The sequence below is a fragment of the Actinopolyspora sp. BKK2 genome (assembly GCF_011291845.1).
GTDB classification, from domain to species: domain Bacteria; phylum Actinomycetota; class Actinomycetes; order Mycobacteriales; family Pseudonocardiaceae; genus Actinopolyspora; species Actinopolyspora saharensis.
On record NZ_JAANTE010000002.1, the window covers coordinates 168,478 to 182,360 of the forward strand.

Here is a 13,883-nt window from a genome sequence, read left to right on the forward strand (position 1 = left end):
GGCGCCGACTCACGTGCCGGTTACCCGACCACGCGAGCAAAGCTCTGTTGCGGACTCTCGAAAAGCAAGGCCCCGAGATCGCCTCTCGGGGGCAGTGACCATCCGGTTCGAAGGTAGCGCGGTATCGAGACCACGAGGAGAACGCCGTCACGGGACGGTTCGGTGACGTCCACGCGTCGGGGCCGGGGGCTGTCCGCGCTGGCTCTGACGGTGCTGTGCGTGCTGGCCGGGCTGACGATGCTGCTCGGCTACGCGCACAAGGCCCGCTGCACGGGCCCCACCTTCGACGAGTCGGGCAGCTCCGGACCGGAGCTGTGGAAGCGCTCCTACGGGGTGGTGTGCTACTCGGACCTGCAGCAGCTGTGGGGCTCGCGGAACCTCGACGAGATGGTCGTGCCGTACGTGAACGGCGGGATCACCGACAGCGGGCAGCTGTACGGCGGCGTGGTCGAGTACCCGGTGCTGATCGGCGTGCTCATCTGGCTCGGTTCGCTGCTCGTGTCCACCGACGCGGGCTTCCTCGCCGCCTCGGCCCTGCTGCTGGCGCCGTTCGGACTGCTCACCGCGTGGTGGCTCGGCCGGTTGAGCAGGTGGCGAGCCCTGATCTGGGCCTTGGGGCCGCCGCTGGTGCTGTACTCCTTCCACAACTGGGACCTGGCCGCCGCGGCGTGCGCGGTCGCGGCGGTGTACACGGTGCACAGAGCGGGCAGCGGTCCCCCGCGAAGAGCTGCCGCGTTCGCGGCGGTCCTGCTGGGGCTGGGCGCGGCCGTGAAGTTCTACCCCGGGATTTTCGCGGTTCCGCTGGCGCTGTACGTGCTCACCGGAGGCCCGCGGGGGGACTCCCCGCCGGAGCGGGCGCGGCGCTTCGACGTGCGCGGCGCGCTGCGCGTGCTCGCCGTGACCGCGGGGACCTTCGTGCTGGTGAACCTCCCCTTCGCCGTGCTGGGCTTCCAGGGGTGGCTGGCCTCGTTCCGCTTCCAGCTGCAGCGCGCGGTGGACGTCAGCACCAACTCGATCTGGTACTGGGGGCTGCGTCCGCTGGTGGAGGAGGACCGGTTCGAGTCCCTGGTTGGGGTGCTTTCCCCGGCGCTGATCCTGCTCTCCTTCGCGCTGGCCTGCTCGCTCGGCATGCGCAGGCGAGCGCTGACGGGGACGTTCCCGTGGATCGCCGTGTCCGCGGCGATGCTGTGCGGGTTCCTGCTGTTCCACAAGGTGCACTCGCCGCAGTTCGTGCTCTGGTTGCTGCCGTTCTTCGTGCTGCTGCGCGTGCCTGCGGGCTGGGTGGTGGCCTACCTGCTGGCCGACGCGGCCATGGGGATCGGCTTCTTCCGCTGGATGTACCTGATCAACGCCGAGGAGCCGTACAGCATCTACCAGTCGCTGGCCGCGCAGGCCGTCGTCATCGGGGTGTGGGGCCGGGCGGCGTTGCTGGTGGGGCTCTTCGTCGCGTTCCTGCGAGCCCCCGAGACACCGCGGGAGCCCGCCGCGGTGGGATCAGGTGCTCCCGCGGTGAACTCCTGACTCGCGCTCCTGGGCCCTCGGTCGGTGACGCAGGCCCGGCGGGGGTTGGCGACCTGCCCGCGGCGAGCCGTTGGATACTCGGCTCATGTGCGGTTTCTGGTCGTTCCGTCCGGCGAGGCCCGAGGACGCCGAGTGGCTGGTCGAGTTGAAGGAGCAGGCCATGCGCCCCGATCTGGAACGTCTGGGGGTGTGGGACCGCGAGCGGGTGCGGCAGCGCTTCTTCGACGAGTTCGTCCCGGCCAACAGCCGCGTGGTGCTGCTGGACGACTCGGCCGCGGGCATGATCGCGGTGCGTCCCGAACCGGACGCGCAGTGGGTCGAGCACTTCTACCTGCACCCGTGGGCGCGGGGACGGGGGATAGGCGGTCGGGTGTTGAGCAGCGTGCTGGAGCTGCACCGCGACCACCGCCCGTTCCGGCTGCTGGTGGTCCGCGGCAGCGCCGCGCGACGGCTCTACGAGAGGCACGGTTTCGTGCACGAGCACGACGAAGGGGTCGATCAGGTGCTGACTACCGTCGAGCACCGGCGAGCCGCCTCGTAGAACTCCTCCGCGCGCTGCTCACGGCGACCCGGTCGCCTCGGGAGCCGATTCCCGCCTTCCGCGGTCAGCCGTCCGCGTACAGCTCGGCGAGCTCGCGGGCGCCCCGGGCCGCCTCGGCCCTGGCCTCGGGCGGTTCGAGCACTTCGGCGTCGGCGCCGAACTGGAGCAGCTGGCGCACCGCTCCCAGGGCGGGGCAGTGCAGCTCGATCTCCGTCCACTCCCCGGTGCTGTGCTCGCCCGCCGGGCGCACGCTCATGCGCGATCCGATGATCCTGCCCGCCATGTCCAGCCGGTGAGTGCGCATCCGGGCCCGCACGCGGACCAGCTCGGGCCGCTCCTGCACGTCGCGCCGCAACTTCTCCCAGACCTCGGCCAGTGACACGTCCCGGTGACGCGCCGCTCGCCCGGTGAGCTCGGTGCGCGCTATCCGGTCGGCCCGGAACAGTCGCGGCGAGCGCCGGTGGTCGGCGACCAGGTACCACACGCCCGCTTTGCAGACCAGCCCGTACGGGTCCACCGCGTACTCGCGGGTGGTGGTCTCCCCGCTGTGCCGGTACTCGATGCGGACTCCGCTGTCGGAGAGCACGGCCGAGTGCAGCAGGTCGAGCTCGGCCGGCGGTCGCGCGTCGCTCATCCAGCGGTCCGGGTCGACGAGCACGCGCCCGCTGGTGCGTTCCGCGGTGGGCCGGTGGGTTTCCGGAAGAGCGCTGAGCACTTTGCGCAGCGCCGAGCCCAGCGCCCCGCTCAACCCGAGGGCGCCGTGGACGTTGCCGGTGGCGGGCACGAAGAGCGCTCGTGCCTCGTCGGGGGTGAGCCCGCTGACGTCGGTGCGAAACCCCGACAGCAGGCGAACGCCGCCGTTCCGGCCGCGCTCGGTGTAGACCGGCACGCCCGCGGCGGACAGCGCCTCCACGTCGCGGTGGATCGTGCGCGGGGAGACCTCGAGCCGCCCGGCCAGCTCGGTGGCGCGCGCTCTCCTCTCAACCTGCAGGATCAGCAGGATCGCCAGCAGTCGATCTGATTTCACGGCTCCGGCCTCCGCTCGTCGCGTCCGGTCCGCACCAGAATGCCGGAGGAAACACGACAGTTCCTGTCCGGTTTCCGCGCGAGACTCGGCCGCGACACGATCGGAGAGGAGGACCGGATGAGCACCATGGCGGACCCGCGCCCCTGGTTGAGCGGGGCCACGGAACAGCTGTCCACACTGGTGGCCGAAGTGCGGCCCGCCCAGTTGGAGGCGCCGACGCCCTGCACGGAGTTCGACGTTCGGGCGCTGCTGGATCACGTGGTCGTGATGACCGGGTGCTACGCGAACCTCGGAGCGGGCGAGACCGATGCCGCGGCCGCCACCCCGCCGCCGCGGAACGCGGGTGACCAGGAGTGGGCCGAGGTCTACGCCGCGGAGGCCGCGCGGTTGAACGAGGCCTGGGCCGACGGAGCCGCGCTCGACAGGAAGATGTCGCTGCCCTGGGGAGAGCTGCCTGGGCGGGAAGCGCTGCTCGGATGCCTGCTGGACACCGCGACCCACAGCTGGGACCTCGCCCGGGCGCTGGGGATCGAGGACGACCGGCTGGACGAGGAACTGGCCGAGAAGACCCTGGAGGTGGCGCGGGAGATCATGCCCGCCGAGCGGCGGGGGAAGCCGACACCGTTCGAACCGGTGCGGCCCGTCGAGCCGGAAGCACCGGCGGCCCGGAGGTTGGCGGCCTGGTTGGGGCGTTGGCCTTAGAGGGCCGACGGGTCGGGGCCGGTTGCGTGGGTGGTCGCTTGGCGGAACCTCAGTCGGCGCCCGGCTGCGGGTGCCCCGACATCGGGTAGCGACCCGGGGCTCGTGCAGTTTCGCGCGAAACGTTCGAGAGTGCCCGGGTGCTCTCGCACCGCCACTCGACCGTCACTCGATCGCCGCTCGACCGCCGCGACCGCCGCGACCGCCGCGACCGCCGCGACAGCCGAGCTTCCGGCGGTCGTTCACCAACCGAGGCGGTGGCGGCCGATGTGTCCGGGTTCCGGGGCGTAGCTGTCCGGGTGGGCGGCGATGCCGAGCAGGGCGGCGAGGTCCTGTTCGGCGAGGCTGGGGACGCGGGGGCGGGTGTGGCGTAACGGGGCGGTGGTGCTCGCGGAGTCGGGCCGGTGCGGCCGGTCCGGGTCGGTGGTCGGCCAGTTGGCGGGCTCGGGGGTGCGGTGTGGTGCCGGGGTTCGTGGTGCGGTTCGGGGTGGTGGGCTCGTGCTGGTGGGTGCGGCGGTCAGGGTGTGCACGGTCAGCGCGCCGGGGCCTGCATCGGAGTGTTGACCGTGCCCGCCGCGCAGCGGGGCCAGCGCGCTGCCCAGTGCCAGGGCCAGCACGGTGCCGAGGACGAGCAGCAGCCCGGTGGGTTCGTTGAGCAGAGGTGGCGGGTGCATCAGAACGCCTCCCCGGTGTGTCCGAAGCGTTCCCGCAGTCTGCGGCGGGTCTCGTCCAGGCGCGCCTCCTTGGCGCGGCCGCGTTCGACCGCCGCGCTCATGCAGATGTCGCAGGTGGGCAGCAGCCAGTCCAGGTCGCTCGGGTCGATCAGGACGACGTTGCTGCCGCACAGGGTTTCGCGGTGCTGGTCTGGGCGAGGGCGCTGCCCGGCGTCGAAGGCGTGCCGGAACCCGTCGACCGGGTTCCACCACACCACCGGCCCCGGCCACTCGAACCCGTCCAACGGCACCTCAAGCATGGTGATCACCGCTCCTCTTGTGAGCCATATTTTGTGAACTTCACAAGTAAGCATGATCCCTAGTTTGTGAGGAATACAAGCTTCTTCACCTGATCGAGCGTTGCGTACGCTGCTGATCGGCAAGGGTGGCAAGGAGGAGCTATGGGGTTTACCGGAAGTCCGCGAGTGTCGAAAAGGCGGATCGCCTTCGGACTCACGCGGATACGTCTGGAGCTTGGTTGGTCACAGGCGTACGTGGCGCGACTCATGTCCTCTTCGGAAGGGCGCGTAGCCAACATCGAGGGACAGCGCAATCTCCCCAAGCCCGAATTCCTGGAGAAGCTCCTCCGTGTCTACGGGCGCGAGGAGGAGACCGAGCAGTACCTCGCGTTGCTGGAGGAAGCGAAGGGCAGCAAGGCAGGCTGGGAACACATCGACCTTACTGCTGATCCCATCGGCTACGAGGATTACCTGGGGTTGGAGCGCGGGGCTTCCAAGATCGAAGGATACGAGTCGCGGTTGGTTCCTGGGTTGCTGCAGACCTACGACTACGCTCGTCACGTGATCCGAGGAAGGCAACGCTCGGACAGCAACCTGGAGCAGAAGATCGAGCTACGGACCCAACGTCAGGACATCTTGACTCGGGCCGAGAACCCCGTTCGGATGTGGTTGATCTTCGAGGAGCAAGTCCTGGACCGCCCCGTCGGATCGGCTGAAGTCATGGCCGGACAGCTCGGTCATCTGCTGGAACTGGGCGATCTCGACAACGTGCAGCTGCAGGTCTGTCCCACATCGTTGGGAGCTCATCCGGCGTTGACCGCGCCGTTCACGATCATCCACGTGCCGATCCCCGACGATCCAGGCTTGGTCTGCTTCGAGACCCGTGTCAGAACGATCTGGTTCGACAAGCAGGCCGAAGTGGACCAGTACACGGAGATCATGGACCACCTGCGAACTCTGGCACTCACCCCGGAACAGTCACGTACTCTGATCGACGAAAAGAGAAAGGAACTGCAATGACTGCTTTCCCCGCCTCCTTATGGCGCACTTCCAGCCGGACCAACGACACCGGACACTGCGTCGAGGTCGCGTTGACCGCCGAGGCGGTCGGCGTGCGGGACACCAAGAACCGGAGCGGCGGCACTCTGGTGCTCGCGCCGGAGACGTGGGCGGCCTTCGTGGGGCGGCTCAAGGACGGCGGCTGCGACCGCGCGTGAGGAACGCGGCCGAGGGCGCTCGGATCCACATCAGGGAAATCCATCTTTTTGTCTGCTAGGAATAGGCGACTGACAGAGATCGCCTATCCCCTTTCTAAGTGTTGCTGGGGCTCTGTGTGCGCGTTACGCTGCACATCGCATGGCGCCGAACGCGCTCTTTGGTGCAGTGCGCGTTCTGGAAGAGCGCGTTCGGCGCCATGCTTCGTAGAATAATTTTTATGGATCAAACGTCTGAAGCGTTTCTATCCACAATTCCATTCTCCTGTAATTGGATAGGAGTCCTGAAGGTTTTCGCCTTCGTAGACAAACATCCGTGGGGCATAGCAATGTCCATCGCTATCAATTCTGGTGTAACTGTCGAACTTTCGTTCGCCTGCGGCGATGACTTTTGGTAAATGTGGAGAGTGTCTGATGTCTCCAGCCCACTGAACCTGTGGTCCGTCATAGTTAGGACCGTTGTATGTGGTGTTGTACAGATATTGCAGAGCCACCTTCACTGGTGCTCCAGAGTTTTTGTCATACCAGACGTCAACTTTGTCGCCGTAGGCGTTTGTGCAGAGTAATCCGTTTCCGATATCTGTGCATTTGATTCCTTGGGCACTAGCAGCGGGAGCGAACATAAGTATTTGCATCGGGGCGATAACTGCAAAAGTAAGTATGACCCTCAAGGCGCGCGACGAAATTTTTTTCATGTTTGCCTCCTGTGTTTATCTTTGTTTTTTGCTGGGCGTATCCTATCTCAAGTTGAAACCAAGGGGGAATGCTGAGTGATTTACGACACTTGTATTAACCAGTTGTGAAGTGCTTGCTGACTCGAGATGGTGGAAATAAGGTCAGTTGTGCCCTGCTGTGCTCTAAATGGGGTACAGTCTCATGGCGAACAATGCAGAACGTTGCTACTTTCGTATCATCGATCTACCTTCGAAGTGTAAGCAGTGAGAGGACGGGCGAGACCCAATGCTGAACTGCCACGCATGGACGGCGCGGGCAGCACGAACCGGTCCCGCGTGCCGTCGAGGAACCCGCCGTGCGGGTCGGCCGTGAGCGTCCGGCGCACCTTGTCCTTGCCCGGGCGCAGGATCTCCCCGACGATGAGCGCGCAGATCACCACGACCATCGCGTCGCGCACCAGTACCGCCCCGAGGAACCAGCCCTCGGGCAGTCCCTTGTTCGAGGTCCCCAGGAAGTAGTACATCCGGGGAGCCCAGACGGCGGCGTCGACGAGCATCCAGCTGATCAGCAGCCTCCAGCGCGGTATGGCCAGCACTGCCAGCGGCACCAGCCACAGCGAGTACTGCGGACTCCACACCTTGTTGGTCAGCAGGAAAACCGCGACGACGAGGAAGCACAGCTGGGCCAGTCTGGGGCGCACCGGTGCGGACAGCCCCAGCCAGGCGATCAGCGCGCAGCCGGTCAGCAGCAGCGCGAAGCTGACCGCGTTCAACACCGCGGGAACCTCGCCGTGGGAGAGCGGGCCGTCGAAACCTGCCCAGCCGGTGTAGTGCATCAACGCGTTGTACAGCGAGTCCGGATCGGCCGGACGAGTGTTGTTGAGCCGGAAGAACTCCCACCAGCCACGTGGGAACAGCACCATGATCGGCAGGTTCACGACCAGCCACGAACCGAGCGCGGCGATCAGGCAGCGCAGCCCTTCGCGGATTCTTCCCGCCCGCAGGGAGAGCACGAGCACCGGGCCGAGCAGCAGCAGGGGGTAGAGCTTGGTGGCCGCGCCGAGGCCGAGCAGCACTCCCGCCAGCCCCACGCGTCTGCGCGCCCAGGCGAGCAGTCCCGTGGTGGCCAGTGCGGTGGCCAGCGCGTCGAAGTTGGTGAAGGCGTGCACGAACACCAGCGGTGAGATGGCCGCCAGCGCGGCGTCCCAGATCCGGAACCGGCACAGCCGGGTCAGCGCCCACACCGTGACCAGCCAGGCGCAGGCCAGCCAGAACGCGCTGATGTCGAAGTAGACCACACTGGACGCCGAGGTGGGCAGCAGTCCGTACTGCGCCAGGCTCGTCCAGCCGTCGGTGAACTTGGCGTTGACCCACTGGAACAACCCGGTCAGCACCGGGTACTCCATGTAGCGGACCTGCTGCTGCGGTGTCCCCCGGTTCTCCACCCAGGAGGTCTTGTACGGGAAGGCGTCGTCGGAGGCCAGGTCGCCTTTTTCGTAGCGGGGGATGAGGTCGGTGTAGCACAGCGCGGTGTACTGGCGGTGCTGGCGCCAGTCGACCGACTGGTGACCCTGCCCGGTCTCGTAGGTCTGCGTGCAGGGAGCCTTGAGCAACCAACCCGAGGCGAGCAGCAGCACCGCGAGCAGCAGGATCACTCGCAGTGGTGTCCAGAACCACTGCCTGCCGATCTGGGCGTGTCTGCCGAGCCCGCCGCCGAAGGGTTTGCTGAGCTCGGCGGCGAGCGGCTCCGTCCAGGTAGGAGCCACCCGTTGGGCCGGGCCGAGCGAGTCGTTGTCCACGGGAGCGGATTGCCGCGGCCGCCGGTTCTCGGCGGTTTCCGCTCTGGTTCGCCGCTGGCTCCCGGAGTCCGCCGTGGGCCGCTCGTTCGGTGGTTGCTCGGGTTGATCCGGCTCGGACACGGTCCGCATGTTACGGAGCGGCCGGAGAGCTCCTGCGAGCGGTGGACTTCACCGGGATCTGAGAAGCCCCCGGACAGGCGGTCACGTGCGGGCGTCGTGCTGTTCGCGTTTCCACGTGTCCCCGGCGTGCGTGGAGACTGAGGGGAGGTCAGCTCTCGGCTGTCCGGTGGCGGGAGGCGTCGTCGGTCGAATCGTTACGCGTCGCTGGCGGGGCCTGCCGGGGTGGTAGAGCGGCTTTCCGAACTACTCGTGTTCGGTCTTTTCGGTGTTTCGCGGATTGCTTGCTGGGGTCGTGAAGACAGGGATCCTGGTGAGTGTGGGTTTTTGTGCGGTTTATCACTCCTTGTGTGAAGATCGCATCGAAAGTGGTGCGAATCGATTCGGGGGTTTCGTTCGGGGGTTCGGTGTCCAAGAGTTGTTTATCTTGGTGGTTTCTAATTGTTGCTCGATGGTGACACTGACCTGACTGCGTGTTTTTCTGCTCTGAACGGGGTAGCGTTTGTGCTCTTGATGGGTCTTTTTGTCGACTTTTTCAGGCAATAGTGTTGTTTCGGTTCTGTCGATCAGGAGGGAGGGGTGTACTGCGGTCAAGAAGGTCTTCGTGCTGTGCCGAAGATGTGCTCGCCCTATTTGGAAAATCGCTTGATTGACAAACGGGTGTGGTTTTCTGTTTCAGTTTTGCACTGGAATTTTTGTGGATATTTTGTTTTCCTGTCGTGTGACTCTCGATTGATCACGTAGAAATTTTGCGCTTTTTTGGGGATGTTTTGAGGTTGCGAAGATTTGGCACGGTCGCTGCTGCTGCTCTGACGGCGGTGGGGCTGTTGACCGTGCCGACGCAGGCGGCTCCGAGTTCGGCGATGCCCGTCGCGGGGGGCGAGGATACAGCGCGAGTTAATCAGGTGAACGACACCGTTGAGCCCAAGAAGCGCGATGAGGTGTTACCGAAGGGCTGGCAGCAGTCCGATGACTTGTCCTGGACCACTTCCGGGGATTCGGCCGGATTTCATATTCTGACTGCGGAATCCGATTCTGGGTATTCGTGGCGAACGGTGGCGACTTTGTCCGAGCCGGGGATCGTTTCGGATCGCTGGATCGGCAATGTCTGTGTGACTGGGTCCGGTCATCGTGCTGTGGCGGTTTACGCTCCGCGCACGTTCACCAATGAGCAGCCCCTCGTGGAGCGGGGTGCTTTCACAGCGGTGGTGAATCTGGTCACCGGTGAGGTGGACAAGATACCGTTGCGTTCGAGCATGGCCTACTTCAATCCGGCTTGCGGCACGGGGGAACAGGCGGTGCTTACCCAGGAAGGGCACGAGAAGACCGGTAAAACACGTCTGGTCCGGCTGGATGCTGCCAGCGGTGAGCTCTCTCCCGTCGTCACCGATGGTCAGGTGACCTCAGCGGTACCTACGCGGCACGGGATCGTGGCCGCGCGGGGTTCCCGACTGATAAGGGTCGGCGGTTCGGGGAAACAGCACGAGCTCGCTCGGGCAGCGAGCACTCCCTTCCGCATGCGTTCCGACTCCGCGGGTGGCGTGGTGTTCCAGGAACGTTCGCAGGACGACGAACGTGTCCGGGTGCGACGCTGGAACGGTGACGTCCTGCAGCCTGTGGCCAGTGGAAAGCTGGGCGAAGTCCGCGTTCGGTCGGGTAAAGGCGGGTCCGTTTTCGTGACCGGCCAGTCGGTGAAGTCGGTCAGGAGCGTGCCGGGGCCTGTGAGGATGCTGTCGGTGCCCGCGAACGCGCAGCCGTCCACGACAGGCGAAGTCGTGGTTACCGGTACCGAATTGAGCAACAGCACTTCGAAGAAAGGTCCTACGCGGCCACGGCCCGGCCGGACGGAGGCCGTGAACGTGCATGCGAAGGTCCTTCGGACCGGAGCCGAGCTGGACTTCAAGGTAACCCCCGAGAGTCAGGCAGCCTCGGACACGGAAGCAAGTGCGCCGCATCCGAATGCGGGGCTGGCCAAACCGGGGGATTCCGTCTCGCCCAAGGCAGGCGGGGCAGCCACCGACCCCGTTGATCAGGGACGAACCTGCTCCGTGCCCCGCAACGACCCCGAGACGCAGGTGTATCAACCGACACCACGTCAGGTGGAGTGGGCGGTCAACCAGGCTGTGCAGCACGATTTGCATCCTTCGCGTCCGGACGACTGGAAGGGGTCCGGACTGCAGGCGTGGGACCCGCAGGAGATGTTTCCACCGATCCCACTGGAAGGCGGGGGAGAGGTTCCTGCACAGATCATGCTGGGGGTTCTGACCCAGGAGTCGAACATGTCGCAGGCCAGCTGGCATGTGAAGCCCGGGGTAACGGGGAATCCGCTGATAGGCAATTACTACGGCCGCGATGTCTACGACGAGGACCCCAGCAATGATTGGGATATCAACTTCGCCGAGGCGGACTGCGGCTACGGGATGTCGCAGGTTACCGACCACATGCGGCTGGAGGGCCACGAGAAGCCGGACGGTCTGGACGCATGGCCGATGCGGAAGCAGCGTGCGGTCGCCCTGGACTACGCGACCAACCTCGTCGCCGGTATGCAGATACTGCAGAAGAAGTGGAACGCTACGCGGCGTGCGGGGATGACACTCAACAACGGGGATTCCTCGAAGATCGAGAACTGGTTCTACGCGCTGTGGGCCTACAACAGCGGATTCTATCCGAAGGGCCAGCACGCGAGCGGCCAATGGGGGGTCGGGTGGTTCAACAACCCGATCAACCCGCGCTATCCGGCGGACAGGGACCCGTTCCTCGAGGAGACGTACCACGACGCTTCCCATCCGCAGGACTGGCCCTATCCTGAAAAGGTGATCGGTTGGGCCGGACATCCGTTGGCGAACGAGGACGGGGCCGGTTACCGCGCCGCGTGGTGGAACAGCAAACAGTACCGCTACGAGTCCAAGCCGCCCATTCGGTTGTTCTGCAACTCGAGCAACTCGTGTGATCCGGCCGATCTCGAAAAACCGTGTCAGCGAGACGACTACCGTTGCTGGTACCATGAGTCGACCAGCTGGAAGACCGACTGCGATACGACCTGTGGTAACGGGTTCATCAGGTTCGACACCAGCTATCCGGAACAGCCGGACGGAACCAACTACCCACCCGTGTGCGATCTGGGTGGACTTCCGGACAATGCCCTTGTCGTCGATGACGTCGCCGACTCCGTTGATTCGATCAGACCGAATTGCGGGCGCCCGTGGAACAATGCGGGCGAGTTCGGGTTGAAGTTCGCCAGCGACACGAGTGGCAACTACCCGTCGAAGATAGACTTCCATCAGATCGGTGCGGGATTCGGCGGCCACTTCTGGTTCGCACACACCCGCAAGCCGGGGGCACTGGGTGGCAAGATGAAGGTCACCGGAACCTGGACACTCGATCGAGAACGCACCGGGCCGATGAAGATCATGGCGGCACTACCCGATCACGGTGCCCACACCCGGATCGCCGACTATCGAGTCAACGCCACCCGTGGTCCCGGTGGGCAGGTGACCAGACAGCCTGGTGATGGAGTCAGATGGGTCTCCATCGGGACATACATGTTCGACGGAGTGGTCCCGAAAGTCACACTCAGCTCCGAGACACCGCACGGCACCGGGGAGAACGACATCGCGTTCGACGCGATGGCCTTCATCCCCATAGACGGCCAGTACCACGAGGAGACCGTCGAAGCCGACGCACTCTTCGACGAGGACCAAAACATCAACACGGCTGCCCCGGACTCGTGGATAAACCAGGGACCGTTACAAGGAATGGGAAGGCTCCATGACTGGGCCATGAACATGTCCGACAAGATCCTGTCGATGAAGAACTGCGACTCTGAGGTCGGGGACTGCTTGACACCGAACGTCGGAGAGGTGGTCGCGAACTGGCGTTCCGAGGTGAAAGCGGCCGGAACGGACCCGGACAACCATCCTCCTGGTAACAGCATCGCGAGCTGGATCGGATTCGCAAACTCCTACAAGGACCGGCCGGACTCCAATCGGAGACCCGACAGTTTCGACGACGACAGCCGGTACAAGATAAAAACGAAGGCCACAGTAACTTTCGTCACCGGAGAAAACGGGAAAATAATAGCCGGAAGTGAGCACGCTGATTACAGCCACCGGACCGCGGACACGCACATGCCGCATTTCGCGCTCCAACTGATCAGGGCTGTAGCCGAGGACTACGGTTTGTACGGAGTTTCTCTTCCCGACCTCAGCTATCGGGCCGAGGACCTCAACGAGCACAACGGTGAGTACACTACCGTGCGACCACTGCAAAACGGCATAATACCCGGACGCGCCTACGCCTACGCAGGAAAGGCACCAAAACTGACCAGCTACAAAGGAACTGGAGACCAGCGGGGAGCAACCTGCGTCGCTGCCCGTACTACTGCCGGCGGCATCATCGGGTACCGGCCCCTGCTCAGCAAGAAGGGGCCGACCGATGCCATGTACGACTTCAGTGAGAAGTTGCAGAACACTCCAGAGGTCGCACAAAGCGTCTGGGAACTCGTGGAAAACATCAGGGAAATGTTCTTCGACCGCGGGCCCATAGTGGGAGCGGAGTCCAGTATATACAATGTCGCTCCTCCGATATGGCAGGATCTGAGCTTCCGCGCCTGTGCTGACGGGACCATAAAGCAGACAAATGGCAGGCCCGTTTTGCGGGCGAGTTGGATGCCTGATCACTACCTGTATCACAACGATGTTGCGATGGACCTGTCCGGTAACAATCGGGAGAGCAGTGGGCCGCTGCTGAAAGGTGACTTCAAGAATTTCAGCAAATCACAGAATGAGATCCTGCACGAATTTATGCCGTACTGGGGTTGCAATGAGTACGTCGAGCAGTCCATGTGGGACAGGAATGGAAATCCTTGGGGAGTCAACCCTACTCACGGGCCGGGATTTAATCCTTCCTCGATGAAGTTCTGTTCCGATCCCGATTTAAAGCCGGATGCCAGGTACAGTAGTCCGGGACTGAACTAATTTTCCTGCCGAGGTGCGCCCCTCCGAGGCGCAAGGGGTGCACCTCGGGTGCTACCCTGGTCCGCATTATTAAAAGCTAAATGGAGGACAGGTCTGATGTTGATTAGCTTTGTTCTGTTCATCGTTTTTCCGGTTGTTCTGGTCTGGATAGGGATACCCCTTATTCCCTGGAAGCCGAGAGGGCTTCGGATCGCACTTCTTCTCTTGCAAGTAGTGGTGACCGTGTTGGCCCCCTTTTTTCTTCCGGCGAAACATGAGTTCTGGTGGCTGATACTCTCTCCTGGAGCTCTTATAGCTCTGATGCGGTTCCACGACGCGTGCAAACGGAATGAGAACCACGTGCCGGAAAACTGAAAATGTGGC

11 protein-coding genes are annotated in these 13,883 nt (G+C 64.2%); 6 read left to right on the forward strand and 5 right to left on the reverse strand.

Annotation, left to right across the window (positions count from 1 at the left end; translation table 11 throughout):
* Nucleotides 1–162: 162 nt before the first annotated feature.
* Nucleotides 163–1,521 carry a hypothetical protein gene (locus G9Q41_RS04560; RefSeq protein WP_347567468.1) on the forward strand — a complete coding sequence of 453 codons (1,359 nt, stop codon included), beginning with the start codon at nt 163–165 and terminating at the stop codon, nt 1,519–1,521.
* Between the two features lie 85 nt (nt 1,522–1,606).
* Entirely contained in the window at nt 1,607–2,062 is a 456-nt protein-coding gene (locus G9Q41_RS04565) for a GNAT family N-acetyltransferase (protein ID WP_092525486.1), read from the forward strand.
* A gap of 64 nt (nt 2,063–2,126) precedes the next feature.
* Here G9Q41_RS04565 and G9Q41_RS04570 read toward each other — a convergent pair whose 3' ends face one another.
* Entirely contained in the window at nt 2,127–3,089 is a 963-nt protein-coding gene (locus G9Q41_RS04570) for a YafY family protein (RefSeq protein ID WP_165632003.1), read from the reverse strand.
* A 117-nt stretch (nt 3,090–3,206) separates the two neighbouring features.
* Between G9Q41_RS04570 and G9Q41_RS04575 the strand changes: the two genes are divergently transcribed.
* Entirely contained in the window at nt 3,207–3,791 is a 585-nt protein-coding gene (locus G9Q41_RS04575) for a TIGR03086 family metal-binding protein (RefSeq protein WP_165632002.1), read from the forward strand.
* Between the two features lie 239 nt (nt 3,792–4,030).
* Here the strand turns inward: G9Q41_RS04575 and G9Q41_RS04580 are convergent, their stop codons facing one another.
* Both G9Q41_RS04580 and G9Q41_RS04585 read right to left on the reverse strand, forming a co-directional pair.
* The gene (locus G9Q41_RS04580; protein ID WP_165632001.1) at nt 4,031–4,462 is read right to left on the reverse strand and encodes a hypothetical protein; all 432 of its coding nucleotides are present in this window, start codon (nt 4,460–4,462) and stop codon (nt 4,031–4,033) included.
* On the reverse strand, nt 4,462–4,761 hold the full coding sequence (locus tag G9Q41_RS04585) for a zinc finger protein (RefSeq protein ID WP_165632130.1): 300 nt from the start codon (nt 4,759–4,761) through the stop codon (nt 4,462–4,464). The genes G9Q41_RS04580 and G9Q41_RS04585 overlap by 1 nt, the downstream gene beginning before the upstream one ends.
* Before the next feature lie 141 nt (nt 4,762–4,902).
* Between G9Q41_RS04585 and G9Q41_RS04590 the strand changes: the two genes are divergently transcribed.
* Nucleotides 4,903–5,760 (forward strand): helix-turn-helix transcriptional regulator, encoded by an 858-nt coding sequence (locus tag G9Q41_RS04590; protein WP_165632000.1) that lies wholly within the window; start codon nt 4,903–4,905, stop codon nt 5,758–5,760.
* Nucleotides 5,757–5,957 (forward strand): DUF397 domain-containing protein, encoded by a 201-nt coding sequence (locus G9Q41_RS04595; protein WP_165631999.1) that lies wholly within the window; start codon nt 5,757–5,759, stop codon nt 5,955–5,957. The genes G9Q41_RS04590 and G9Q41_RS04595 overlap by 4 nt, the downstream gene beginning before the upstream one ends.
* A gap of 242 nt (nt 5,958–6,199) precedes the next feature.
* Here the strand turns inward: G9Q41_RS04595 and G9Q41_RS04600 are convergent, their stop codons facing one another.
* Both G9Q41_RS04600 and G9Q41_RS04605 read right to left on the reverse strand, forming a co-directional pair.
* Entirely contained in the window at nt 6,200–6,649 is a 450-nt protein-coding gene (locus tag G9Q41_RS04600) for a hypothetical protein (protein ID WP_165631998.1), read from the reverse strand.
* Between the two features lie 215 nt (nt 6,650–6,864).
* Nucleotides 6,865–8,556, reverse strand: a complete 1,692-nt coding sequence (locus G9Q41_RS04605; RefSeq protein WP_242687132.1) for a glycosyltransferase 87 family protein — start codon at nt 8,554–8,556, stop codon at nt 6,865–6,867.
* Between the two features lie 806 nt (nt 8,557–9,362).
* Between G9Q41_RS04605 and G9Q41_RS04610 the strand changes: the two genes are divergently transcribed.
* Nucleotides 9,363–13,520, forward strand: coding sequence for a hypothetical protein (locus G9Q41_RS04610; RefSeq protein WP_165631997.1), 4,158 nt, complete (start codon nt 9,363–9,365; stop codon nt 13,518–13,520).
* Nucleotides 13,521–13,883 lie beyond the last annotated feature (363 nt).